Genomic DNA, 23,221 nt, shown 5'->3' with positions numbered 1-23,221 from the left:
TTTAATCTATTTTTGTGAATCTCTTAGCCTCTTTCCCATCAATAATCACTTTTCCAAAGAACATTTCTTTAGGTCTTGCCCAAAGAACAGCGTATTGGTCTTCATATGTAACCAGCTTTTCTTCTGTTTCAGTGTGAATGACCTCTCCTATAACCTTATACAGACCGCCTTTATAATGTCTAAACCAGCAACCGACTACTTCGTATGTATCCATCAAAATCATTTCCTTTCTGCAGTTTTCATTTTGTCCCCGGCTTCTTTTAGAATCTTTTCTGTTTCCTCTATGGTGTATCCATGCATACGAAGTAACAACCGACCAACTAACTCTTCCTTAGCAATATTCATAATGAACATCCTACCTTTCTCTTTAAAATCATCCTTTTAATGTAATGAATAAATTCCAGGTTCGCCTATGTCGTCCCCTAATGAATTAAGTGCTTTAAGCTCTAATTTAACTGCCAAGTCTCCATCTGTGTTGAATTTAATTTTATCTAAGTAAACCTTGATCACTTTTGTTTCTCCCTCATAGCTTGTCAATTTCATTTTCAATGGGTCTGTATGTGTTCCGTCTAAACAAAACACTTTAAAAGCTAATGAATCCTTACCAGTGTTTATTATGATTTTGTCCCCATTCTCAACAGCTTCAATGTTCTGGCAGTGAAGGACAATTTTCGTTTCCTTCGGTAAATAATCATTAAATTTTTCTTTATAAACAGAGATTTCCTTTAAAATCATATCTGACTCTCCTTTTGCAAAAAACTATTTTTCTGGTTAATCCTCTTGAGGGACTTTAATATAATTTGGAGCTTCCTCTAGCATCTCATCAAATATTTCGTCAATTGCTTCCTGAAATACAGTTAACCCGGTTTCACTATTTGTTGAGGTTTCATTAATCTTTTCAGCAAACCCTTTAGCAAATTGTCTTTTAAATTTAACCTTAATTGATTCATCCCAGTTGTTTGGATTATTGTTGAATGCCACTTCTAACAAATCGATCGGTAGAGTAATGACTACATTTTTCCCTTTGACTTTTGCGTAATCCATGATTTCCATCTCCTCTTTTGTTTCAAATAAAACTTTCATTTAGACTTTTATGAAGAAAGTCAACTCCTTCATTTATATCTCACCTGCTACACAGAATTCCCAAAACCTTTTCCACCAGGATACTTTTATAGGCCGTTGTTTTAGACCATCATTGCTTTTTGCTTGCTCCTCATGAAGTTCTTCGCATTCCTTTAAGCTTTTTTCATCTACAATTGTCTTAATCACTCTGTCAGTTTGATATGTCCATTCGTTATGTATGTTTCGCTGCCTGTCAGTCACTATGACATATTCATTAAGTCCGGGGATATAAACCTTGCCTCCAATTTCTATAGGCTCAATATCTATATGCCCCTCGAAGATTGGTTCAGTGTGAGTAACCTTACACACTGGCTGAGTAATCCACCTCTCTGTACCTGGGGCACGGTGTGAGTAATAACTTTCTTTCATAACCAATCCTTCAATCGTTGCTTTATGGCGTCCCACTTATTCACCTCCTTATAAGTCTCTTTAAAAATTGAATTTTTAACCCAATCTCCTCATTATTTGTTTTGATTTGTCGTATACTGCGCTTGCCCGGGAAATTATGAATATTTTCTTCTGATTATTTCCTCCAAAAAGAATTCTTGCACGCATTCCATCGCTTACTACTTATCCAATCAATCGTTACAGGTTTGAAATCTGTATTCTCAACGCTTATACACACATGACTTAAATTTTCTAAGCCAGTTTCCTTGCTGTGCGTATGCCCATGTACATTGCAACAAAGTTGAAATTCCCCAATCAATCTGTTCATATTCACCTGAGAAATTGGTTCATGGGTAAGGATGTAATCCTCATAGAGATACATCCTATGTGGATCAAAACCAAGTCTTCTAAACTTTGTATCTGAAATTCCTTTGTCATGATTTCCTCTAATAAGTATGTTTCTGGTTTTCTTTAACCGACTCACTATGTACTCAATTCTTTTTGAATTACAGAAGAACATATCCCCCAGCCAAAATACTGTATCCCCTTCATTTACAGTGTTATTAAAGTTCTCAATGATAACATTGTCCATATGTTCTGTATCTGTAAACGGTCGTTTATCGCCTTCATATTTAATGATGTTTTTATGTCCAAAGTGTGGATCACTGATAAACCAATTAGTTGCCATTAAATTGTCTCCTCTCTAAAACACTTCATCTTGACGCATATCTCGATAAAAGGAATATTTTATACCCTTATTTTATTTTTAAATTTAAATGATTCAATGTTTTTGAAACAGTCATTTCACTACATTCGTTCTTAATGCGCTTAGATTGTTCTTGTGCGCAATCATTGCAACAATTGAAATCTACATAAGTCTTCAAGTCACTTACTCTGAGGCATATGATTTGGCCTTCTATGTATTCGCTACAGATATCACATATTCTGTTCATTTATCCTATCCTTGAGGTTCTTATTAATTTTATTTTATACTTATTTTTTATTTTTGTCTACTGTTTTTCAAATTATTTCTTTGATGTTTTTAAGTGCTGCAAATGCTTGTAAGAGCGTTTTATCTGTCCTTTCCCATACGTGTTTATCTTCATACCGGATGTTGTTCTCTAAATAAACATATAAACTGTCTAGCAAGGATTCAATATTATCAATATCATTACCAATCATTTCGTTTTGGATTTCATTGATTGCTATTACCTCCTCTATGAGAATATTATTATAACTTTTCCATTGTCATTCTTTATGTATGGTGAGTGCTTTCTCTGAAGATGATTTGTCCCTCTTCCTTCGCCAATACTCACGTTATAAACAGTCTTCACCTTATGTATGTCTAATGCCTCTTGTTTAGCCTCTTCTACAGATGTTGCTTCAATTACCAAAGACGCGTTTTCGCCTTTGTGATCTTTACATCTAACATAGTACCTTTTCAATAAACATCCCTTTATCCTTTCTTTTAATCCTGTTAAATTAATCCGCTTTTAGGTAAGTCTTAAAAAACTCATCTAGGTTTGCAGCAATCGCTCCAGCAACTTCTGCACAATGAGCATGACTCTTTTCTTGAGATCTTAAAAACTCAACTGCAGACTTTGCAATGGCTTTTATTTTCTCCTCGTCTAATTTTCCACTTCTTACTTCGTCTTTAATTTTTTCGGCTTCCTCTTTTAAGCTTTCTGGATAGTTCGCCACAGACTCACCTCTTATATTTTATTTTTACTCTAAATAAAATTGATCTTTTATATAGTTTCTAATTTCAAACCATATCCTTTTTGTGAATATACGACCCCATTTACCTCATTAATCTGTAGACTCAGGTCTTTTAATGTTGTTGGGTAGCTGAAAAAATACTCACCGCCCTCTAAACTATGTAAGTAATATCTCCCTCGATCAGGATGCCACTCAACACAGGAAATAAGTTTATTTACAATATAATAATGCTTATCAATTTCAACGATATCTCCAGCTTGAATTTCATTTGATACAATTAAGTTCATATACTAAACACCCCCCTCATACATCCCATAAAAGAGATATTTTAAACAGTTTCACAAACACTTCACACATTTCAAATATTTAACATGCTAGACTGGAGTTGTAACCACAATCAAAACCTAGGAGGTAATTCTTATGAAAAAGTTTTACAAAGGATTGATTGTTTCTGCTCTATCGCTTACAACACTAGCTCTCCCTGCATTCACATCACAAGCTTCTGCTCTAACGCCTGTCAAACCAGTTGACCAAGTTAAGCAACTAGGCGATCCTCTTGGTACGGTTGATTTCCACATGCTTAGGAATTCTAACGTATCTCTATTAAAAGGTTACACCCGGTGGGAAATTGTATCTGGAAGTAACCTTATAAGCATTAGTTCCAGTGGGGTCGTATCCTCTCATTCAACTTTAGGCACAGCATTGGTTTACGCGTATGACATTAACGACAATTATGTAATTTATAAAATTACAGTAGAAGCGCGTTAGTTTACTAAGGAGTGTTAATTCACTCCTTCCCTCTTTTAATTACTCAAATAATTGAATCAAATCCTCTACAATATCATCGCTACCCCACTGTTCTGTATCCCATGAATATGTATATAATCCTGCATCGCTCATTACTTCTCTGTATAATTCTAAGACCGGCTCAATATCTCGATCATTTATGTATTCATCACCACGTTCACGTATCCGCTGCTTAATAACTTTCGGATCAGCATGTAAGTAGATCACCTTTGCTTTATCTCTAATCTTCTTCTCAATCGCTCTTTGCTGCTCTTCCGTTAAGATTGAGTAACCCTTGAATTTTCTCGCATACACTAAATTTGAATATATGTATCGGTCAATAATTACATTGTCCTCACCGGCCAGCTTGTTGAAGTGTTCAAACAGCTTCTCATTACCACTCTTAGCTAATTCAAAGCTGGATCCTTTTATTACCGGATATCCGAGTTCTTTGCTTAGCTTATCTGCTACTGTTGATTTGTAGCAGCAGTCAGTGCCTTCTAAAATTAACATCGTCATTTATCTTCCACCCTTCTTACACTGTTGAAGCCGATCACTCTATATGAACCATCTGGATACTCAACTTCTAATTGCTCATGTCCTTTATCAACTTGCGCAACAACACCAATCTCTCCTGTGAAACCAGCAATCACCTTCTCTCCCTTTTTAAACATACAATTTAACCTCCTTTAGCTGGATTTAATTCATGCTCCTTGAAGAATGTAATATCACCTGTTTCATCACTGACTGCGTAATCATATGTGGCAGAGTGAAGCAACTCAATAATTTCCCCCTCCCGACCAACATGATGAGGACAAGCGTTCTTTGCATTCTCATTTATGATGACTTTTAACCCTTCTGGATAAGACCAAAACTTCGGCAATTAACCACCCCCTTTCGATTCCAACTATTAATCTTCTAACTTGATTTTTGAAACATCTTCAAAGGATATACCTGAGCTTAACAAGAACTTTTTAAATTCATCTAACAGGAATCCCAGGGTACCATCTTGATGATCATCTAAAGCGCATGAAGTAATGACTCTTTCTAATCTCGTTGTTTGGCTATATTCATCAGTGAACGACATTTCGACTTTCAAATCCCCTCTAATACCTGATCATCCCCTTATACTTTACTTTTAATCGTTAGATTTTTGTGTGTTATCACCTCCTATAATGTCATCAAATTTCCGTTCATCATATGTACCATCGTAATACCAAAGTTCGACACTATTTGTTTCGTGATAAATGTCTACTATAATTCCTAATTCACCAGTTGATTTCACATATACTTCCTGATCTAGAGCAAACATGAGTACCCCACACTCTCTTATGTAATATTTTTCTATGTACTTATTGCATCGTCCACACTTTCAAAAAGTTTACAGCATCCCATCCATTGGTTACATTTACCACACCCTGATCATTAATTTTTCAACACATTCACCTTAACTGCCTTTCTTCCGAATAGCCTTGCTTCATCTTCTGTATTCATAAGGATGTCAATTCTATTGTTTTTTATATCTCCACCAGTATCAATTGCATAGGCTTGAAAGCTGTTTCCTTTGTAGCTAACCTCAACTAATGAGTTTAAGGGAATTATTTTAGGATCCACCGCTATTATCCTCTTCCCTTTGAAATATGACGTGCTTGATACATCATAGCCTGTCCTAGTTTTCCCAATGCACCCAGATGAACAAAATGCAGTGTAAGCTGTCGCTACAACGTTTATTGAATGCAATGAATGTGAAGACTTCCGTGTTTTTTCAGTAGCCTTTATTACAGCTTTATCTTCTTTGCCTACTGGATACTTATTTTTAGTTTTTATGGGCAATCGTCTATGTTGCGCCTTCTTGAGCTTTTTTGTTTGTATTATTTTTGCATTGATGTACTTCTTTTGGCTTTCGATGCGTTTATCCAGGCTACTTTTAGTTTTAGGAAGTGGTTGGCAGTTATGCTCCTTTTTATGCGTAAGTCTTTCAATTAATAATTCTTTTTGCTTTTTATTATGTAACGATTCATCTTTCGCATCAACTTCACTTTTTTCACTGTTGATATTCTTTACACTTACCCCTACCCCAGCAAACAAGAGCATTACAGTTGCTGTTAATTTTATGCTATTAATATTATAATATACATATTTTTTATTTTTGTCTATGAGTTTTTTGAAAATTTTCATCACTTCCTCATAATTTATGATACCTGTATTTCTATTTCCTTTTTATCAGCCCAAGTGGTTTCTGTGATCTCTAAGTCAACCACCACGGGCACTTGCATCCATTCCACATCTTCCATAATTCTCTTAATATGAGGGAAAATCCATTCCTCACCCTTGTGCACTAAAAACTGCAATTCATCATGAATGTTGGCTAAGGGAAGGGTTTTACAATTGTTTTCTCTCAAAAATTCTCCAATTCTAATAACATATCGTTTTAACATGTCTGCGCATGATCCTTGGACATTATAGTTCCCTACTTTGTATGCTTTATCAGTATTTGAAAGGAAATAAACTCTCCCATACATATTTGTTGCATAGCCACTCTTTTGCACCTTAGTTGCAACTTGTTTCTGATAATAAGACACCTCTGGAAAGGTATTTGACCAACCTGAGACAAGGGCATTAGCAATTTCCATTGAGACTTCAAGTGCTTCTGATGCTTTTTTAGCACCCCCGCCATAGTTGCGCATGAAGTTAAACATCTTTCCTATGTATCTCCAAAACTTTTTAAAAGATTTTTCATCAACTGGAGATTCTTTTTCATGATCATATTGCTTATACTTGTCCACACATTTAAACGCCAGTGCCATTAACGTATTATGGGATGTTTCGCTATGCACATCAGTAGGAGTCCAGCTTTCTCCGTTTTCCAGAAGCCAAACTGATGTTCCATCTTCTTTTTTTTCATACCACCTCGCTCTTTCTTCTTTCGTATCAAAACGATACTCTTCACCAGTTATGTAATGAGTGCATTTAAAAGGCATATATGCTCTACATAGATTTAAATCAGGTCTCTTCAACAAAACTGTATAGTTTGCCTGTACTCTTAACTCTATTTGTGATAAGTCGAAGTACGCAATTTTATTGTAATTTCCACCCTCCACTATAAATGCTCGTCTCGGAGAGAAAAGTTCATATTCAATCGGTGCCTTACCTTCTCCATTTTCTTTCTCGTAATGCTCTCCTTCCTCTGTTAGAATTCTTTCTTTAGGAAATTGCTGCGCATCAGATCCTAGCCTTCCAGACACGGTGTTAAACTGCCCATATTGTGTATAAAAATGATTATCATATTGCGCTACTTCAATAATCCTTGAAATATAAGTTGATTGCCACTTTTCAAGTCGTCTAAGTCTTGTAATTAATTGAGATACACGATCCTCTTTGTGCTTTTTAAGAAATGATTTATCAGTAGTTTCTGGTCTCTCTCCAAGTTTTTTCTCAAAGTAATCAGCAATTACTGTCCCTTGAGAAACAGTGAAATATTCTCCGACGATCTCCCACAGTTCCTCGTATAGTTTTTGAATTTCGTCCTCACATTTTTTAAAGCAGGTGTGAAGATAAGACATGTCTACTTTCATACCGACACGTTCCATTTTTAATAACTCAATTATTAGTTTATTTTCTTGTTCAAGAATGGCTTTTTGTTTTCTTTTTAATACTGTAGGGTATGTAAATTCAACTAACTCTAATGTATATATTCCATCACTATGAACATATTCCATCATTACATTTCTGTCTACCTCAGAATAATCAGCAAAGGGGTTCTCTTCCATCCACTTAAAATAGACCGTCTCAATCTCTTCAGGAACCTTGAGCCAACGTTGCTTTTTCTCTTTAGTAAAGTAATCCATTTCATTACGTTTCTTAACTTTATATGCCTCTTTAATTTTTCCTAATCCCCAACCCTTGTAAGGCTTTAGCAACTCCTTTAAGACGTTTCGTTTTTCATCATTTATTTTTCTAAGCTCTTTTTTTACCTCTTTTTCAAATTCAGCTGCCCTTGGATCAATATACTTCTCCGAAACTTTTTTTAGTCCTAATACATCCCCTCCATCTCTTGCAGAAACAGCATCAAAACTTAACCTGCATAGCCCCATAGTATCGACAATGTTTCTTAAGCCATATACAACCTCTTCGTTAACTCCTCCATTAATGAGCATATGCAAATCATATTTTACGTTATGACCTACTGTCATCATGCATCTTTTAGTAAGATTAATTACTTTTAATAACATGTCCCTATCAGAATTAAATGCAAAACTCCGCCCCTTTAACTGAGCTGTTCTTTTATCCCTGGGCAGCAACCAACTAAAAACCCACATAAAAGGACGATCCTTAATTATGTGCAACCCAGTCGTCTCAGAATCAAGTACACATAATTTGGGGTTATCCTTGAGAAAGAGGCTCTCTATTTGTTCAAAGTCCTCTACCCAGTGTTTCTCATACTTTTCGGTGACTTCTGTTTCTAACTTTGGTTTTATTATCATTGCTTCACCCCATTTTCACCTAAAATAAAAAACTGTCTGTTACTTCGACATCTACAATTTCAACAGCAGGGGTTAACCTATCTTCATATTTATTAACCTTGCACTTGCCAACAATGTTGATATAAAAGTTCTCGTCACCGTTATCAAACATCTCATCGAAATCACCCTTATAGTACGGCTTAATTAGCTTATATTCGCCAGTTTTAATAACGAATGTTGATGTTCTATTCTTATGCACTTGAATATCTGATTTATTAACTTGGATCCCTTCTACGGCTAATAACGGCTCTTTAAGTGTCGATCCCCATTCATCTCGATATTTATGTATAGTTTTTATTATCGAAGCGCTCATGTCTTGGGCAGGGATAATAAAGTCAACTTCATGGATATCCTCTAGCGCAATTTCTGAATCAATTAAACTATTTAGTTGAATGTTTAAGCTTTCAAAATATTCCGGTTCAATTTCAAACCCAAATGCATTTGCATGGCCTTCGCAAAAATTAAAAAGACCTGATTCAGTTAATACCTGTTTAAAGTTCTCAACTCCACATTTTTCATACCCTCTAGCAGATCCTCCGAATTTCCCCTCCTTCGTTTTCCTTCCTAGAATTACGGGACGCTTAAACTTTTTTGCTAATTGTGTAGCTACAAGACCTGTAAATGAAGGTTCCAATTCACCGGTAACGTCCAAAACTACAACTTTATCATTTATTTTCTTTTCAACGTAAATCTGATCAATCAGGCTACTAATTTGTTTTTCGAGTGATTTTTTCTGTCTGTTCTTCGTATTTGCAATTCTTCTGGCTACTGACTTAACAATCGGTTCGTATATTTTTTTTCTTGAATAATAAACAGATTCCTGACTACCCAGTAATGCCTTCATCATGTCTATCTTTTCATCCATGGTTGCATAACGAATAGTAGCATTTATGAACGGGACAATAGAGAACCCCGTGAAATGAATATTAATATTTCCATTCAAGAAAAATTTTTGCCTATCCACGATTTCCTGTATTAAAGGGTTTTTTATTTGTTTTAAGCCCTTTTTTACGTAATACCGTGTTTCCGGTTCCCTTAAGTCCATTACATCTCCAATATTTCCTATTGCAACTAAATCCAAAAAATCATCTGCCAAACGTATTCCCAATTTATCATCTAACGCTTGGCAAAATTTATAAACGATACCTACTCCAGAAAAGCTTTTGTTTTGGTACTTACTTGAGAGTTGATTATTAATAACAATAGCAACATTGGATTCCCTCTCACATTCGTGATGATCTAAGATCAGTGTATCTATTCCCCGCTCTTGTAACTTTTCATGCAAATCATATTGATTACTGCCCGCATCTGGAATGATTAGCAAATGTGTATCTTCTGGAATTGTCTCAAGGGAGGCTCCATGTTCCTTTTTTTCATGAAGCCTCCATCTTACATCAAGCGTAGGAAAAGCCCGGTTAAGATAATTAATAAGAATCGCGCTTGAAAGGTAACCATCGCAATCTGAGTCGACCTGAATAAAAATATTATTCCGTAACTCAATATGCTTGATTAAACAATCAATACCTTTTTTCATGTTGTTTAATAAAGAGTAATGGTTTAAAGCTGATTCATTCAGATTAAAGAACAAATCAGAATCAAAATCCCTATTTTTTATTATTGTTGAGATTGGTTCTTTGTAATTGTTCTCCCCTATAAGTTTATAATTCATTATTTTCCTCTCTTACCTTGTTATTTTATATTTATTATCGTACAAGGCCGTCCAACTAGCTTGTCCTTTATCTGTTGGTGAGTCTTTACCGGACAACAGATTACCCTTATCATAAATTCCATAGCGTATCCTGCCAGTAACCCTCGACACTTCATTTACAATGAATTTGGCATCTTTGTCTTTGTCATAAGCAAATACAAATTTGATCCCAATACCCAGCTCTTTAAGTATTCTTATTTGCTCATCAGACATACTGTCCCCCTCTATGGAGATACAATTTTTATAGCCCCACTGGTTCAAAAACCATGTTGTTTTAGCGCCTTCAACAATAATCACCTCGTTTAAGGTCTTTATATACGGTAGAGCTCTATGTAAATTGTAAAATTCTATTGACTTATTGCACGAATTAATGTATATATACTTATATTTATCTTTTATAACTTCGTCTTTTCCAATATAACGTCCTTTAACCCCGATTAATCGACCGTCCCTATTGTGTACTGGAAAAGTGACTCGTTCGGATCTTACATCAATGCCTACTCCAAAAAGTTTTTGTGTGCTTATCGATAACCCTTCCTTATACCAACCATAATACGGGACAATGCCATATTGATCTAAAACACTTTGTGGCATTATTTCGTTCTCTATTATTTTCCTATTTTCTTTATTTCGTTCTTTCTGAAGTTTGTGCAACCATTTATTAGGCTGCGGTTTTTCTTTTTCCGCTGTTATTTTATAAAAATCATCTATGTACTCTAAATAATTAAGTTTACTGCATAACCAAAATTTGCTTTTGGAAAGGCATGCTTTTTTTTCATCTTCAGTTGTAGCTCCATAAAGTATGTAAGATATAACATCAAATATCGAACCTGATATTCCCTTACTTCTGATGTTTGTTGTTAAAGAGGCGGTGTTTTTAACCTGCACACTCCGCTCGTTATCGCCATCAGGAAGACCCGCAACAAACAATTTACCTCCTTGTTCAGTGCTAATACCCCAACAACCAAGTGCTTCTAATACTTCTTGAATCTGTTCTTCTCTATAAATTCTTTCTCTAATGGTTTGTAGATCGGACATTAATCGCCACCTTCTTAGAATGCTCCTCCGAGTCTTGGAACCTTTACATACGCAACTTCTTCGAAAGAGTTAATACTGTAATTGACTTCATAAATAATCTGCTCTTCCTCACTACCGAAACGGTTCTTCGCTAGAAATAGAACTAAATATGTCTTCTTTGGATCCAATATGTACTCTTCTTCATACCAGTTCCCCAGCTCATCCTTTTTATAGTTATATGGCTTTAATTCATATCTGGTTTTAGAACCTGTGTACTCATCTGCGAAAAGTAACCTTCCCATCATTACAACTGCAGCTACTTCGTTTATCTCCATACTCTTTCCCGTAGAGTCTAAGTCCAAGAATCTTGTCTCTTTGCCTAACTTCAGCTGTACTGTCGCTAAAGTCCCCACATTCTGGTTGTCTTCCTTAATCAAATCATGCAGTTCTTGAGCTGAGTTTGAAAAAGCTTCCCACCGAGCCATATCTTTTTGTGATCGATCAGGTTTAAAGGTATCGATGATAAGCTTGTTATAGCCCTTGGGCCTGTAAAGTTCAACTCGGCTTAATATATCCTCTACACGATACTTTTTTAACTCCAGTGTTTTAATTAATCCCTGGCCACGCTCCCACGCCCAATCTTTTGCTGCATTTAATTTATTTAGCATCTCTTGCTTAAAATTACCCTCATACAACTTTTCTCTGTTTATCGGTTTTTTTAGGATCTTAGATGAAATGGTTGCAAGAAGTAATGAACGCCACTTCTTAACACTCTCCTCGTTTATGGCCAGAATTGCTTTTTCTTGGTTTTCGAAAAGGCTCAAGATAAACTTTTCCATTGCAATTGAGCTTTTCCCAACTCCAGATGAAAGAACTAAATAGTAAAGAGACCCGTCCTTCCATCCTTTAATTTTCCTATTTAATCGTGGAGAATCATGTAATGGCGATCCCATAGACTCACCTGAATCCAAGTCTTCAATTGTCTCATTGAGCCCATCCACGAGATCATGCTCGATAACATCGCCAGAGTTGATATGAGCGAATGTTTCCTTATACTTATATTGTACATATAACTGCAGTTGTTTAAGCGTCATAATCGTAAGCTTTTCAATTAACTTCTCATCTGCAATATCAATCAATGAAGCATCTTGTAATTTTCGCAAGCTCTCATATTTTTGAATTTCATTAAAATGATACTCTTCATTCTGACTGTCGGTTTTACATTCATTCATAAGTTCTTCGACTGATTCATAGCCACCAAAATCGTTGTAAGCATCTAAATAGCTCTTTTTATTTTTTTCTTTAGGCCTTGATACTAAGAATGAATAAACAGTTTTGTCGTCAAAATCTCTGATTCCATTTTCAAACATCTGAGATCCAACAGTGAAGTAGAAGTACCATATGGGCTCAGTAAATGTTTCCTTTGTGATCTTATGTGTTCTGTATCTTTGATACAACATTGGATTTGACCACAAATACCCAACGAAAAGAGACTCATGAATATATGACGGTTCAACAAATTCATCTATGTAATTTCGTTTCTTCATGACACTCTCCTATAAAAAACTTGAGATATCTAATTCATCTTTTTTTATGATTTTAGGTTTAATTTTAATATCGATTTCACTTTGCACTTGAATTTGTTTGTTAATAATGTTTGTGCGGATATCGTTTTGTTGTTTACTACGCCTATTCGTTTCTTTCATCTCGTTTAAATTATTGATCACGATACTCAGGAAATAGGTAAACTCTTGCCAACTTGTTTCAAGCGTTTTGTAGTTGTGGACATTATGTAATTGTTGTTCAGAGAATTTATATGCTTCTAAAATTTTTGCAAATGGAACGCCCTCTTTATATCTTTTAATCTTTCGATTTTGGTATTTAACTGTACCGTTCCTTATATCCTGGATACGCTCAATCATACGGGAGTCTAACCGCTCTAATCTATGCAAATTTAATAAGTAATTGTAGAGTTCATCAAATTCTGTTGCTTCATTTTCTTTAAATTTCTTATCCTGCTTGTATGCCTCAAAGCAATCGTCGTGAAAGTATTTTCTGATATATTTTTCTGATCCATTCTTATTGAGTTTCCCAGTCGGTTTTGCTTCACAGGACATACTATTTTTAACTCCTTTTGATCCACACCACTGACATTTTACTTCTTTCATAAGCAATTCTCCTTTATAAAATAGGGAGAGAAATCTCTCCCTTAGTTAGCCGCCTCCAGTATTTCTTTAGTGATATTTAAAGCTTCTTTAAGATCTTCTACAGAAGTTAATTGCTTATAATTCTTTTGTCCGCCAAACTTTGCCGCGTAAGCATCAGCTAATTGATGTTTTACTGAGGGCGTTTGACCAGTTACTAAAGAAGTGATTTCGTCCAAGTAAGTCTGAGGGTCGCTTTCAGCCTTCTCAGCAGCTTCCTGCACCTTCTCCTCTCTAAGTAACTCTTCCTCTTTTTTTATTTCCTGGACAGTTCGGTCAGTCTTTGTAATTTGTCCTAGCACTGCATTCTCGAATGTCTTCAAGAAGTTTTCAGCACTGTATTCAACCTTTTCTGGTAGTTCAGTGTATCGGCCTCCAGCAATTTCAACATACTCAGAAGGTCTAAAATACATCATTACTTTTGTGTCATGGAAGTTACTTGCTTTATCACGACCTTTTTTATCTTTAATATTGTCATCAAGCTCATTTCCCTGTTTATCCAACACGGATACTTCGTTATGTAAGCAGCAAATAAGACTTGCCTGCGACTCAAAGACTTTTCTTCCGGAGTTAGGCATCATAAGTTGAATGGAGTTATACTTCATTCCATCATAAAGGGTTGTTTCCTTTTCCTTTGTCCATGCGAGAAACATTAATCCATAACCTGCATTTTTCAAAGTATCGAAAGGCTTTTTAAGTTCCTCATAAAGAGCTGTCCACCCATTTTCCTTACCGTTAGTCGACTCAGAAATATCCTGAAGCGATTCGAATGTTTTACCATAAAGCCTTTTTCTATCATTCAAAATCCAGGCTGTACAAGCATCAATAGCTCTGTCTGCTGTATCTACTCCAATAAGCTTGACGATTCTTCCTGTTTTTGCTTCTTGGACTAATTCAGGCGCTACAGCTTTTTTGAAATACTCCCATACTTTCCAAAGGTTTTTGTCTGTGCCTTCCTCATGCAAAGGAACAATATTGTTTAGTTGCCAAGTTTCATACCCGTCCTCAAAGGACAATAATAGAGCCTCTTCTGGGTGTGCGTAATGCATCTCTGTTACTTCTTTCCAGAGCCGTGTCTTACCTGTTTTATATCCCCCTGCTACTAGTGTCATGATGGATTGAAGTTCAACCTTTGGTGTGTTATTTTTAATTTTTTTTCTAAAGCTCATTTAATCTCTCCTTTTAATTTATTATATTAATCAAAGTTATTTTTGTTTTTAGAAAGGCAGATCATCGTCATTGACAACGACTTCTGCAAACGGGTCTTCGTTCGGTGCATTCTCATTTGAAATTTCTTCTTCTGTCAACAGTCCGCTTTTATATGTACCACCAATGTAGTTGAGAATTTCTAAACCTTTTCGAGTCCCAGTAGAAACAGTTTCAAAGGACGCCACTTTTTCCCCTACATCTTCAAAAGGGTTTTCGTCCTCGGTCTCTTTAACTTCGACTTGTGTGAATTGCGCTCTGTTATTGTCGATCCCTTCAACAACTAGAAAAGCGCCTCTCTCTAATGCGCCAAAAGCATCTGCAAAAGATTTTTTTCCTTCTTCTGGCTCTTTATAATAGACAACTAGATCAACATCTTTTGGGACACTTCGATCTTTTCCATAATCAAGATAAACTCCATTTACTTTAGTGTCTTTAGTTTCTTCGTCTTGGTATGTACTCTTAATCCCTAGCTGCATTTCAAATTTATTATGTTCGGTAAAATTTTCAGAGCCAAAGTCTCTTACATAAGGCACATAACTGTATTTGCCGTTTGGTTCGGCTACTCTCACTTCACTTTGAATATTATTTGACACCTTAATTTTGTCTGTTTCTACAACTCCATCAGTGTAACTTACTTTAAACCGCTGCCCCTCAGCGTCGTCTTTTACCTTTGCAATGAATAGGTCTCCACCGGAAGGATCTAGCCAACCTACCTTAACTTTCGCCACACCTTCTTTCGCTTTTCCACTACCGAGTTGGATTCCGTCTTGTTCTGAGTCATACACATTAAACTGAGTTCCACTTTCCACGTCTTTAATTTCAACTTCTCCATTTTTCAAAGGAAAAACTCTGTTAATAATTCGTTTCACTAATTTAATTTCTTCTCCGTTGCCGTTTTCAAAAGTATCAAATTCGTACTGCCCTTGAACTTCAGCCCACATACCAGGCTTAACGATTTTTGCAAATTGTTCTGCCATATCCCATTCTGGGGTAATCACATGATATGTCTCATCAGGTAGCTTTGTCTTGTCGTTACGATCTGCCCACGGGACTGCTACCGTTTTTTTATGTTTGGAGCTATACGCATAAACTAAATCACGTTCCATTCCTGCAAGCTCAACTTTTAATTCATTATAAGGCGCAGTTTCGATACTGAATTGAAGTACTCTCCGATTCTTTTTAGTCTGGGTAACTGTCGTTTCATAAATATCAACATCATACCAACTGTCTGTTTCAGGATCTTTTTTTCTTACCGGCTTCACTAATCCAACAAATCTGAAACTATTGGTAAACTCTTTACCACCATGTTTTTTATTGATTTTAATTTCATCTTTTTTCTTCGCCATTTAATCATCATCCTCTTTTTTTATTTTTAAATTCATTTTTTCTTTGAATATGTAGTTTTACTAAACTTACAATCTTTAATCCCAAGTTCTTTATTTAACTCTATGTATCTCCTTTTAGGAAATTTCCAATTCACTTGATCAACATCTTTGTCTTTCTTATTTAAAATTTCAAAGACCTGCTTTTTTCTATTTACCTTGATGATTAAATTGCCATATGCATACTCCGTGTAAAATAGCCGTTTCCTCACTCGACTAGGATGTGTTTCTTTAACTAAAGTGACATTTCGAATCATCTTTAATAACACTTGATCCGATGAAGTAGCGTGATTATTTTTGACCGACTTTCGATATTGAGCCAAAGCTTTCTCAGTAATTCCGAGTACTAACACGGCTGTACCTCCTTTCCTTTAACTTGAGTTTATTATATCCTTATTTTTTATATTTGTCTATGATTTTTATACTTATTTTTTATTTTTTATGATTGCAAGGCTTCAGTTATCTATCGAAACCCTGCAATTAAAATGGATTATTAAACAACTTCACTCCAAGACCACATGTTCATTGTTTGCAGTGTAAACCCATCAGGAAGCTTTTTCATTTTAACATTTACATTGGATCTCTTCCCAGTAGTCTTATGAATTACAGCAAGTTCTTCACCATTATAGAACCGCACAATTGCTTCATTAAATTCAATTGGCTGATCAACCACATAACCTTCTTTAAGTGCTCTGATATACAGATAAGGATCTGTTTTATAAAGCTTATATAGTCTATTGCCAAAGTCTTCGTGTTTATCTCTAAGCAGATTAAAATTAATTAGGGATATGTACAGTTTTTCCGATATGTTTAGCTTGTTCTTGAAGTACCGGATTGCTTCATCTTGCTCTTTACTTAAAATGTTAATCATTTAATCAAGCTCCTTTAAGTATAATGTTTAAGTGTTTTTATATGGGGGAATACGTATATGGAGGTGGTTCATTTGGAAAATAATCAGAAAATAACGCTAAACTCTTCTTTCGCGTTATCCACTCTTATTGTCTTACTTATTGCATTGTACCCGTCCTATTCTTCTTGGTTTGTCACAATATTCTTTTTAGGGTTTGCACTAATATACACATTTGAAAAAAATAAGAGTAAATCCTCAAAATTAATTGCCATTATCTCTTATCCATTGTTTGTTGTAGCATTAGTTTACAGCATAATAAACAGCATATAATAATCCTCCCACCTAAGGGAGGATTATTTTTTATCCATTACATTTCAGCAACTTTTGGGCCACCTTTGTCTGTGATGATAAAGCTGTCACTCCCGATTTTTTTCTTTCGATCCTTATCTTCATAAATCGTTACATGGTGCTTTGTCATGAGAGTTGCCCCTGCCATCTTAAATTCTTGCTTATCCTTAAAGTAAACAATTTTATATTCACCTAGAATAATCATGTTAGCTAGTCCAGCTAAATAAGAAGACCATCCCCCTGTAGGCAAATTTAATGCAAATCCTAATGTTTGAACGACTGCAGCAGTTGAATACTTGTCAAACTTGGTATCGCCGTATGTAGTTCCGGCATCTTGCCAATCATCCGCAGTTGTCGAAAAACCTGGGCTCTTAATATTTGAGGCGGTCTTAAGTACATTGATTGGTTGGTGGTAGACATTGCTTTCAGTATCATTCCTACTTTGATTTAGCTCTTTTGCATTTACTCCTACTCCAAAATCACAAAGCAAACCACTTACGAGTAAAGTTCCAACAACTCCAATTTTACCAATGTTGTTTTTCACACCTAATTCCTCCTCTGAGTGTTTTAATTATATTACACTCAGACATTACCCCAAAAATATCCATATAAACCACTTTCTATTTAATTTGTTTTCTTTTAAAACTACAATTTTATTTAGACTACAATATCTCCTTCTGCTGTCTTCAGCGTTCCACTATCATATGTGTTATGAATTAACGTTGTATTCTTTGCTTTATCTGTGCAATAAGGGTGAGATAATAACTTGCCTCCAATTCCCCGCACATCGTTTCTTACAAGCCGTACTTTGTCCGTATTCTCCAAATACACTCCATATCCCTGGTCTGTTGAACGATTAAACATAATCTCATTATCCTTCAGCATGTGTTCTGATCCACCAGTCAGTTGAATAGCGATTAATGCTTTACAGAAATAAATCTGATTCTCACTAATTTGACAACTGTACTTCTCAGGAGTACCTTTAATTGCAACGTTTCTAGGCTCATGAATTTCATTTCGTTGCAGCGAGACAGAAGAGTCCTTATCCCAGAAGATGCCGTATCCACTTCCGTTTAACAATAAGTCATTCCCCTTTAAACGAACTGACTGAGACCTTTCGCAATAAATTCCTCCGTACACATTTACAAATTCATTATTAATTAGACTGATCCGGGTAGAGTCCATTATCTTTACAGCATATGCTGAGATTGTTCCTTTCCCTTTGTTGTTCACAACCCTTACATCATTTGAGTTTCTAACCTGGACTTGAATGCAGTCACTGTTCTCTATTCTGTTATCTGTGATTAATACATCTTCTGCCTGATGTGTTGCAATTGGACATGCCTTTATCCCTTCTAGAGTATTATTTGATATCGACACGCCTTTTCCTCTTGCGCAAATTCCTATTTCAAACCCTCTTACCGTATTGCCCTCAATTTGAACTCTGTTTCCGGATTCCGTACTTGATACACCAACCGAGTCAATTCCGTATTTCTTAGTCTCTGCATCATTGATAATCTTGTTGTTTTTAATACTGACATCAGTGCTGAATCCGTAAGAAATAACATTGTCGCTGTAGTTTCCCTCAATGATTACCTTACCACTTGTGTGAGCTGTAACCGATCCACGTCCGTTGTTTTTAAACCTGCAGTTTCGCACAGTTAATTTATACGGGTGATCGTATTTAATTCCGTTTTCTCCAAAACCCTCTAAATCAATTCCTAATTGCGGCCCAATTGTATCTCCCCCAGCTTCCTCTATATCACAGTCGTCTACAAGAAGACCTTCACAACCATTGGTAGCTAGGTTATTTCTTCTCCCTCTTAAGAGAGTGCACTTTCGAACGGTTACATTCTTTGAAGGCGTATATGTTCCTGAAGTGTTCATCATCCCATCAGCTGCAATCCAAATGTTATCTCCAATACAGTCAGAGACCTGTACATTTTCAATTAACACATTACTGCTACCATGAACATGAATTCCATATCCCCATTCATGTGTCTTCTTAACTGATTCGATCTTTGAATAATCGTGCTCATATCGATCCCCTATAATTTGACCGCCTCGAATCGTTACATTACTCGCTTGACCGATATAGAAACAGGAATAGCCTTGAGAATCATTAGGCTGCACTTTAAATACAGCCTCTGGATGAAGTATTAACTCAATATTCGAAGGAACATTAATACCTCCACCGAATTCAGGCAACCGCCTTGACATATTCACAGCATCAATTAGATAGGTACCTTTTGGAATATGTACTTTATAGAATGATTTTGAGCTTGCATACTCTAAAGCTCGGTTTATTCCTTCTGTTGTTTCAATTGCATTTGACCCTTTATCATCAATTCCCCAATCCAGAGCATCAACAAAATAGTATAAGGGCTGCTCCATGTTCATGTTGTCAAACCCTTCCCTTCTGCATTTTCATTGAGAAATCGTGACAGAGTATCAATGAAGTTATAAAAGGTCTCATTTCTTGTTCCTGAGCGCCCTTTGAGAGAAAAGGTGTTAAACATTGATTTTCGCAGTCCAGTACTCAATTCAAGTTGAATGCTCTTTCCTGTTTTATTTTTATTGGCAACATTGTTCGGGCTGCTACCAGATAGCCTCGTACCCTCATCAAGAAGCTCTGCAGAGTAACCGGCATTATTTAATGTGCTTGTTATCGCTTCAGCTTTGTCCCGATCTGTGCCTCCAACTAAAACATGTTGGTCATTACTTGCATAACCGTGAAGTGACAATGTGAACTCATGTTCCTTCAACATTTCAAGTGCTTGTGGTTCATCAAAATTCGTACTGGTTAAATGTAAATCAAATGCTCCTGGTGTCTTTAAAGCTTCAAAAAGATATGTAGAGTATGTTTCGCTTAATTCCTTTGCAAGCTCGCTTGTTCCCCCCCTCTATACCACCTCCATGGGGAGCAAGAATTAATACATCAGTGTCTTGCTCTTTTGAGAACACGCTAAAATTGAACGGTGATTCATTCGCTTTAAGCTCTTCAAAGTTCCGATACTTGTCCGCTGCTAAAATACTCACTGGATTCAAGAATGAAACCAGAGCAGTCACCAAGACTGGAAAAGTCTTCTTACCTGTGATATACTTTAATAGCTTCGTAGTGGTACGATGCATGCAGAGTTGGGGACGCCGCCCAAAGCTGACCCTCTCTGCCTCTTCAATCTTTTTTAACAAATCCTCTATTCTGTTTTTAATCCTTAACAATTAATAACCACTCCTTTTTATTTTTGTTTTATTCTTATAACTCAAATCACATAGGTAACTCACATTGTTATCACCCCCTTAAATAAAAAAATTACTTTTATGCAGACTCAATACTGACTCCAGAATCCTTTAACAATTCAATTTGTTCCGTTGGAATATCTGTTTTCACCATTCTCCACCCAACTAAGGTTTTTCCATAATAAAGATCGGTTAGTTCTACTTCATCATTCAACTCACCTTTTAATCGAATCATTCGATCTTTATACTTTTCATGACCGATAATTTCATAGTCTTTATTATAAATTGCATATATTTCGTCGTCGGCTTCATTGTCTTCATATGGGGTACAAACCCACCTGCCGTCTGACAGGCTTGGGTCAGCTTTCAACCATTCATAAACCTCTTCGTCAGATTCAGCAAGCAAGTATGTAAAGATACCCCGCTCACTTCCCTTGGGTGCAAAATGCTTCAGTATAATTTCATAAAGATTCATTTTATTACCTCCCTGTATACTGGTTAAAATATCGTTTTTATTCAGTTTCTTTTCTTACCCATTTTCTAACCTTAACTTCCTTAAGCTCAACTTCAAAACACTCAACCTGGTCATCGTATTCCCATGGTCTCTCCTCTTGTAACTCTGTAGCGCCTTCCCTGTAAGTTGTCTCATAAAACTTGTCTTGATATGCAAACACAATACGATAATGAATACTCCACCTAGACGTATCAGTGATTTCTTCTAAAATTGAGGATTCAGGCAGCCCCAATTCATTTACCATGTAATCTTTGTCCAATTTAATTTTCATTCAAAATAACCCCTCTTCCTTTGCAGCATTCACATTCGACTAAGGGCTCGTTGATTTTAGTCATCAGATCATCTAAAAATTTCTTAATATTACTCTTTAAATCTTCAACGTCCTTACCACTAAAAGGCTCTACAATTGGATAGCTCTGATAGGCTTTGGGTGCAACATTGTAAATTTCAACCTCCCGCTTGGTTTGAAATCTTTTCTCAAGTTTAGGCTTTCTACGTTTGTACATTGCATTTAGATCAACTACGTACTCTTGAGGTTTGTAAAGCTCCAAAACTTTGACCACAGTTAAACAGAAATCATAATCACTCGTTATTCTTGCAAACTTAGGGTTTATATTGGCTTTTATATGGTTTCTGATAATCTTATAGCTTTCTTCTCGGGACAAGTAACACGGCTTTGTTTCAAGAAGCATTGGATGAGTTTGAATTCTATCCAGTAAGTTATAATTCAAGTTAAAATTATGGCTTTGCAACTTAAGTTCTCCGTCAATTTCTTCAATTACATTCATTTCAAACTCAATTTTTTGATTCTGTTGCGGGACTTCTTCAAATTTTAAATCATATAGACCCTTCACTTCATAGTATTCACTGTCTTCACCTATGTAAGAAGTTTTAATTACTTGTGGCGTCAAATCAGTTTCCTGGAACCCCTCTTTTAATTCATACCTATGATTGATTTTTTTAGCAGGCATTTGCTTTTCAATAACACTTGGCTCCTTATCAAGCTTAAACCAGTCTGATTTATACGTTTCAGTTGCTCGTTTCCCATCGAAAAACAATTCATCTAATTGACTATGAAAATATTTCTTTCCTTCAATATTGTCAGACACCAAAAAACAGTTACTTGTTTTAATACCAATTAGCTTCATCAAATTTCCCCTTTTTAATTTTATTTTTACCCTTATAAAATCTCTGTTTTATCTTCATCGAGGCTATCTGTTCTCTCTAATTCTTATACACTTATTTTATTTTTATTAAATAAATCAATTATGTAAGCCTCGTACATCTCATCCCAATAGGGATCTGTTCTAGCTATGTATTTCGTTACCTTCCCATTTTCCTCAATCTTAAAAGTTTGCCCCTTTTTAATATCAGTGAACTTCTTCTTTGTCCATATCCCTCTAATTAACACATCCACTTCTTTAACCTCAACTGTTTGCTGCTTCATCACATTCCTCCTTTTTGATTTTCGTGTATCAAGCCTGTACAATATTCAAAAACCCTAAAGGATGATGAACATGTGTGGCAGGTTCACTTTATTTTCTGAGTTTGACGACATAATCGAACAGTTTAATATAGATCAATTTTTGTCTGAAAACGAAAACCATCCAAGCTATAATGTCGCTCCTTCACAAAACATCCTGACAATCATCAACGACGGATCAAACAATCGGCTGGGCAAACTTAGATGGGGTCTCATCCCTCCTTGGGCTAAAGACGAAAAGATCGGCTATAAAATGATTAATGCCCGTGCTGAAACTCTGTCCGAGAAACCAAGCTTTAGAAAACCACTTGTCAGCAAACGTTGTATCATACCAGCTGACAGTTTTTATGAATGGAAACGCCTTGATCCAAAGACTAAGATTCCTATGCGGATTAAACTTAAATCGTCCAATCTCTTCGCTTTTGCAGGCTTATACGAAAAGTGGAACACACCAGAAGGCAATCCTTTATACACCTGCACAATTATTACCACAAAACCCAATGAGCTTATGGAGGACATACATGATCGTATGCCGGTTATTCTTACTGATGAAAATGAAAAGGAATGGCTAAATCCTAAAAACACAGATCCTGATTATCTTCAAAGCTTACTGCAGCCTTATGATGCTGATGACATGGAAGCATACCAGGTTTCATCTTTAGTGAACTCACCTAAAAACAATTCACCTGAGCTCATTGAATCCCATTAAGTACCACAGTCATTTTGCTT

General features: G+C 35.9%; 31 protein-coding genes and 1 pseudogene. 3 read left to right on the top strand and 29 right to left on the bottom strand.

Features of this window, described 5'->3' with window-relative positions; genetic code table 11:
• Position 1: 1 nt before the first annotated feature.
• From NYE28_RS09825 to NYE28_RS09790, 8 genes are all read right to left on the bottom strand, one after another.
• Complete coding sequence (locus NYE28_RS09825) at positions 2-214, bottom strand: DUF1653 domain-containing protein (protein WP_342490451.1); 213 nt, start codon at positions 212-214, stop codon at positions 2-4.
• 5 nt (positions 215-219) lie between these two features.
• Positions 220-345 (bottom strand): hypothetical protein, encoded by a 126-nt coding sequence (locus NYE28_RS09820; protein ID WP_267543147.1) that lies wholly within the window; start codon positions 343-345, stop codon positions 220-222.
• Positions 346-381: 36 nt separating this feature from the next.
• A complete protein-coding gene (locus NYE28_RS09815; RefSeq protein WP_342490450.1) occupies positions 382-735 on the bottom strand; it encodes a hypothetical protein in 354 nt (117 codons plus the stop codon).
• A 36-nt stretch (positions 736-771) separates the two neighbouring features.
• Positions 772-1,044, bottom strand: a complete 273-nt coding sequence (locus NYE28_RS09810; protein WP_038458560.1) for a hypothetical protein — start codon at positions 1,042-1,044, stop codon at positions 772-774.
• A 72-nt stretch (positions 1,045-1,116) separates the two neighbouring features.
• Positions 1,117-1,527: a hypothetical protein gene (locus NYE28_RS09805; RefSeq protein WP_341124025.1), complete on the bottom strand. Its 411-nt coding sequence runs from the start codon at positions 1,525-1,527 to the stop codon at positions 1,117-1,119.
• Positions 1,528-1,645: 118 nt separating this feature from the next.
• Entirely contained in the window at positions 1,646-2,197 is a 552-nt protein-coding gene (locus tag NYE28_RS09800; RefSeq protein ID WP_342490449.1) for a metallophosphoesterase, read from the bottom strand.
• Positions 2,198-2,991: 794 nt separating this feature from the next.
• On the bottom strand, positions 2,992-3,210 hold the full coding sequence (locus NYE28_RS09795) for a hypothetical protein (RefSeq protein WP_326252553.1): 219 nt from the start codon (positions 3,208-3,210) through the stop codon (positions 2,992-2,994).
• Between the two features lie 47 nt (positions 3,211-3,257).
• Entirely contained in the window at positions 3,258-3,515 is a 258-nt protein-coding gene (locus NYE28_RS09790) for a hypothetical protein (RefSeq protein ID WP_342490448.1), read from the bottom strand.
• Positions 3,516-3,648: 133 nt separating this feature from the next.
• Here NYE28_RS09790 and NYE28_RS09785 point away from each other — a divergent pair, with 133 nt between their 5' ends.
• Positions 3,649-3,996, top strand: a complete 348-nt coding sequence (locus NYE28_RS09785) for a hypothetical protein (RefSeq protein ID WP_342490447.1) — start codon at positions 3,649-3,651, stop codon at positions 3,994-3,996.
• A 39-nt stretch (positions 3,997-4,035) separates the two neighbouring features.
• Here NYE28_RS09785 and NYE28_RS09780 read toward each other — a convergent pair whose 3' ends face one another.
• The 14 genes from NYE28_RS09780 to NYE28_RS09715 all read right to left on the bottom strand — a co-directional run bounded on the left by NYE28_RS09780 (position 4,036) and on the right by NYE28_RS09715 (position 16,928).
• On the bottom strand, positions 4,036-4,533 hold the full coding sequence (locus tag NYE28_RS09780; RefSeq protein WP_342490446.1) for an AAA family ATPase: 498 nt from the start codon (positions 4,531-4,533) through the stop codon (positions 4,036-4,038).
• Entirely contained in the window at positions 4,530-4,688 is a 159-nt protein-coding gene (locus NYE28_RS09775; protein ID WP_162992615.1) for a hypothetical protein, read from the bottom strand. The genes NYE28_RS09780 and NYE28_RS09775 overlap by 4 nt, the downstream gene beginning before the upstream one ends.
• A gap of 5 nt (positions 4,689-4,693) precedes the next feature.
• Complete coding sequence (locus tag NYE28_RS09770) at positions 4,694-4,897, bottom strand: YorP family protein (protein ID WP_122503991.1); 204 nt, start codon at positions 4,895-4,897, stop codon at positions 4,694-4,696.
• Between the two features lie 255 nt (positions 4,898-5,152).
• Positions 5,153-5,326: a hypothetical protein gene (locus NYE28_RS09765; RefSeq protein ID WP_240034130.1), complete on the bottom strand. Its 174-nt coding sequence runs from the start codon at positions 5,324-5,326 to the stop codon at positions 5,153-5,155.
• Between the two features lie 113 nt (positions 5,327-5,439).
• Positions 5,440-6,192: a 3D domain-containing protein gene (locus NYE28_RS09760; RefSeq protein ID WP_122503990.1), complete on the bottom strand. Its 753-nt coding sequence runs from the start codon at positions 6,190-6,192 to the stop codon at positions 5,440-5,442.
• 14 nt (positions 6,193-6,206) lie between these two features.
• The gene (locus NYE28_RS09755) at positions 6,207-8,498 is read right to left on the bottom strand and encodes a DNA polymerase (protein WP_122503988.1); all 2,292 of its coding nucleotides are present in this window, start codon (positions 8,496-8,498) and stop codon (positions 6,207-6,209) included.
• 19 nt (positions 8,499-8,517) lie between these two features.
• On the bottom strand, positions 8,518-10,206 hold the full coding sequence (locus NYE28_RS09750; RefSeq protein WP_342490445.1) for a DHH family phosphoesterase: 1,689 nt from the start codon (positions 10,204-10,206) through the stop codon (positions 8,518-8,520).
• A 12-nt stretch (positions 10,207-10,218) separates the two neighbouring features.
• Complete coding sequence (locus NYE28_RS09745) at positions 10,219-11,283, bottom strand: DNA primase (protein ID WP_342490444.1); 1,065 nt, start codon at positions 11,281-11,283, stop codon at positions 10,219-10,221.
• 14 nt (positions 11,284-11,297) lie between these two features.
• Positions 11,298-12,809, bottom strand: a complete 1,512-nt coding sequence (locus tag NYE28_RS09740; RefSeq protein WP_122503984.1) for a DnaB-like helicase C-terminal domain-containing protein — start codon at positions 12,807-12,809, stop codon at positions 11,298-11,300.
• A gap of 9 nt (positions 12,810-12,818) precedes the next feature.
• Positions 12,819-13,430: a hypothetical protein gene (locus tag NYE28_RS09735; protein ID WP_122503982.1), complete on the bottom strand. Its 612-nt coding sequence runs from the start codon at positions 13,428-13,430 to the stop codon at positions 12,819-12,821.
• Between the two features lie 41 nt (positions 13,431-13,471).
• Positions 13,472-14,635, bottom strand: coding sequence for an AAA family ATPase (locus NYE28_RS09730; protein WP_342490443.1), 1,164 nt, complete (start codon positions 14,633-14,635; stop codon positions 13,472-13,474).
• Between the two features lie 48 nt (positions 14,636-14,683).
• Positions 14,684-16,021: a hypothetical protein gene (locus NYE28_RS09725; RefSeq protein ID WP_218791709.1), complete on the bottom strand. Its 1,338-nt coding sequence runs from the start codon at positions 16,019-16,021 to the stop codon at positions 14,684-14,686.
• 32 nt (positions 16,022-16,053) lie between these two features.
• A complete protein-coding gene (locus NYE28_RS09720) occupies positions 16,054-16,410 on the bottom strand; it encodes a hypothetical protein (protein ID WP_122503977.1) in 357 nt (118 codons plus the stop codon).
• A gap of 140 nt (positions 16,411-16,550) precedes the next feature.
• The gene (locus tag NYE28_RS09715; protein ID WP_122503976.1) at positions 16,551-16,928 is read right to left on the bottom strand and encodes a hypothetical protein; all 378 of its coding nucleotides are present in this window, start codon (positions 16,926-16,928) and stop codon (positions 16,551-16,553) included.
• Positions 16,929-17,000: 72 nt separating this feature from the next.
• Here NYE28_RS09715 and NYE28_RS09710 point away from each other — a divergent pair, with 72 nt between their 5' ends.
• The gene (locus tag NYE28_RS09710) at positions 17,001-17,237 is read left to right on the top strand and encodes a hypothetical protein (RefSeq protein WP_029974402.1); all 237 of its coding nucleotides are present in this window, start codon (positions 17,001-17,003) and stop codon (positions 17,235-17,237) included.
• A gap of 37 nt (positions 17,238-17,274) precedes the next feature.
• Here the strand turns inward: NYE28_RS09710 and NYE28_RS09705 are convergent, their stop codons facing one another.
• The 7 genes and pseudogenes from NYE28_RS09705 to NYE28_RS09675 all read right to left on the bottom strand — a co-directional run bounded on the left by NYE28_RS09705 (position 17,275) and on the right by NYE28_RS09675 (position 22,456).
• Positions 17,275-17,799 (bottom strand): hypothetical protein, encoded by a 525-nt coding sequence (locus NYE28_RS09705; protein WP_265463635.1) that lies wholly within the window; start codon positions 17,797-17,799, stop codon positions 17,275-17,277.
• 113 nt (positions 17,800-17,912) lie between these two features.
• Positions 17,913-19,655 carry a right-handed parallel beta-helix repeat-containing protein gene (locus tag NYE28_RS09700; RefSeq protein WP_342490442.1) on the bottom strand — a complete coding sequence of 581 codons (1,743 nt, stop codon included), beginning with the start codon at positions 19,653-19,655 and terminating at the stop codon, positions 17,913-17,915.
• Positions 19,652-20,477, bottom strand: a pseudogene (locus NYE28_RS09695) (poly-gamma-glutamate hydrolase family protein). The gene NYE28_RS09700 and the pseudogene NYE28_RS09695 overlap by 4 nt, the downstream one beginning before the upstream one ends.
• Before the next feature lie 97 nt (positions 20,478-20,574).
• The gene (locus NYE28_RS09690; RefSeq protein WP_342490441.1) at positions 20,575-20,970 is read right to left on the bottom strand and encodes a hypothetical protein; all 396 of its coding nucleotides are present in this window, start codon (positions 20,968-20,970) and stop codon (positions 20,575-20,577) included.
• A 37-nt stretch (positions 20,971-21,007) separates the two neighbouring features.
• Entirely contained in the window at positions 21,008-21,280 is a 273-nt protein-coding gene (locus NYE28_RS09685; RefSeq protein ID WP_014470192.1) for a hypothetical protein, read from the bottom strand.
• Positions 21,270-22,157, bottom strand: a complete 888-nt coding sequence (locus tag NYE28_RS09680; protein ID WP_095353273.1) for a hypothetical protein — start codon at positions 22,155-22,157, stop codon at positions 21,270-21,272. Before NYE28_RS09680 ends, NYE28_RS09685 begins: the two co-directional genes overlap by 11 nt.
• Positions 22,158-22,240: 83 nt before the next feature.
• Entirely contained in the window at positions 22,241-22,456 is a 216-nt protein-coding gene (locus NYE28_RS09675; RefSeq protein WP_342490440.1) for a hypothetical protein, read from the bottom strand.
• Positions 22,457-22,526: 70 nt separating this feature from the next.
• On the opposite strand from NYE28_RS09675, the gene NYE28_RS09670 reads away from it, so the two are divergent.
• A complete protein-coding gene (locus tag NYE28_RS09670; protein WP_342490439.1) occupies positions 22,527-23,201 on the top strand; it encodes an SOS response-associated peptidase in 675 nt (224 codons plus the stop codon).
• The last annotated feature ends 20 nt before the right edge of the window (positions 23,202-23,221 follow it).

Source organism: Bacillus sp. FSL R5-0443 (assembly GCF_038608285.1).
GTDB lineage: Bacteria > Bacillota > Bacilli > Bacillales > Bacillaceae > Bacillus > Bacillus velezensis.
Note: the sequence above shows the minus strand (reverse complement) of the source record. Positions and strands in the feature narration are given on the sequence as shown.

What these genes read in the sequence shown, in the direction of transcription:
- NYE28_RS09680 (WP_095353273.1), bottom strand. Translation starts at nt 22,157, where the DNA reads ATGAAGCTAATTGGTATTAAAACAAGTAACTGTTTTTTGGTGTCTGAC.
- NYE28_RS09740 (WP_122503984.1), bottom strand. Translation starts at nt 12,809, where the DNA reads ATGAAGAAACGAAATTACATAGATGAATTTGTTGAACCGTCATATATT.
- NYE28_RS09700 (WP_342490442.1), bottom strand. Translation starts at nt 19,655, where the DNA reads ATGAACATGGAGCAGCCCTTATACTATTTTGTTGATGCTCTGGATTGG.
- NYE28_RS09745 (WP_342490444.1), bottom strand. Translation starts at nt 11,283, where the DNA reads ATGTCCGATCTACAAACCATTAGAGAAAGAATTTATAGAGAAGAACAG.
- NYE28_RS09685 (WP_014470192.1), bottom strand. Translation starts at nt 21,280, where the DNA reads ATGAAAATTAAATTGGACAAAGATTACATGGTAAATGAATTGGGGCTG.
- NYE28_RS09775 (WP_162992615.1), bottom strand. Translation starts at nt 4,688, where the DNA reads ATGTTTAAAAAGGGAGAGAAGGTGATTGCTGGTTTCACAGGAGAGATT.
- NYE28_RS09690 (WP_342490441.1), bottom strand. Translation starts at nt 20,970, where the DNA reads ATGAATCTTTATGAAATTATACTGAAGCATTTTGCACCCAAGGGAAGT.
- NYE28_RS09750 (WP_342490445.1), bottom strand. Translation starts at nt 10,206, where the DNA reads ATGAATTATAAACTTATAGGGGAGAACAATTACAAAGAACCAATCTCA.
- NYE28_RS09725 (WP_218791709.1), bottom strand. Translation starts at nt 16,021, where the DNA reads ATGGCGAAGAAAAAAGATGAAATTAAAATCAATAAAAAACATGGTGGT.
- NYE28_RS09815 (WP_342490450.1), bottom strand. Translation starts at nt 735, where the DNA reads ATGATTTTAAAGGAAATCTCTGTTTATAAAGAAAAATTTAATGATTAT.
- NYE28_RS09735 (WP_122503982.1), bottom strand. Translation starts at nt 13,430, where the DNA reads ATGAAAGAAGTAAAATGTCAGTGGTGTGGATCAAAAGGAGTTAAAAAT.
- NYE28_RS09760 (WP_122503990.1), bottom strand. Translation starts at nt 6,192, where the DNA reads ATGAAAATTTTCAAAAAACTCATAGACAAAAATAAAAAATATGTATAT.
- NYE28_RS09800 (WP_342490449.1), bottom strand. Translation starts at nt 2,197, where the DNA reads ATGGCAACTAATTGGTTTATCAGTGATCCACACTTTGGACATAAAAAC.
- NYE28_RS09765 (WP_240034130.1), bottom strand. Translation starts at nt 5,326, where the DNA reads ATGTTTGCTCTAGATCAGGAAGTATATGTGAAATCAACTGGTGAATTA.
- NYE28_RS09730 (WP_342490443.1), bottom strand. Translation starts at nt 14,635, where the DNA reads ATGAGCTTTAGAAAAAAAATTAAAAATAACACACCAAAGGTTGAACTT.
- NYE28_RS09715 (WP_122503976.1), bottom strand. Translation starts at nt 16,928, where the DNA reads ATGATTAACATTTTAAGTAAAGAGCAAGATGAAGCAATCCGGTACTTC.
- NYE28_RS09785 (WP_342490447.1), top strand. Translation starts at nt 3,649, where the DNA reads ATGAAAAAGTTTTACAAAGGATTGATTGTTTCTGCTCTATCGCTTACA.
- NYE28_RS09670 (WP_342490439.1), top strand. Translation starts at nt 22,527, where the DNA reads ATGTGTGGCAGGTTCACTTTATTTTCTGAGTTTGACGACATAATCGAA.
- NYE28_RS09675 (WP_342490440.1), bottom strand. Translation starts at nt 22,456, where the DNA reads ATGAAGCAGCAAACAGTTGAGGTTAAAGAAGTGGATGTGTTAATTAGA.
- NYE28_RS09780 (WP_342490446.1), bottom strand. Translation starts at nt 4,533, where the DNA reads ATGACGATGTTAATTTTAGAAGGCACTGACTGCTGCTACAAATCAACA.
- NYE28_RS09810 (WP_038458560.1), bottom strand. Translation starts at nt 1,044, where the DNA reads ATGGATTACGCAAAAGTCAAAGGGAAAAATGTAGTCATTACTCTACCG.
- NYE28_RS09820 (WP_267543147.1), bottom strand. Translation starts at nt 345, where the DNA reads ATGAATATTGCTAAGGAAGAGTTAGTTGGTCGGTTGTTACTTCGTATG.
- NYE28_RS09755 (WP_122503988.1), bottom strand. Translation starts at nt 8,498, where the DNA reads ATGATAATAAAACCAAAGTTAGAAACAGAAGTCACCGAAAAGTATGAG.
- NYE28_RS09825 (WP_342490451.1), bottom strand. Translation starts at nt 214, where the DNA reads ATGGATACATACGAAGTAGTCGGTTGCTGGTTTAGACATTATAAAGGC.
- NYE28_RS09790 (WP_342490448.1), bottom strand. Translation starts at nt 3,515, where the DNA reads ATGAACTTAATTGTATCAAATGAAATTCAAGCTGGAGATATCGTTGAA.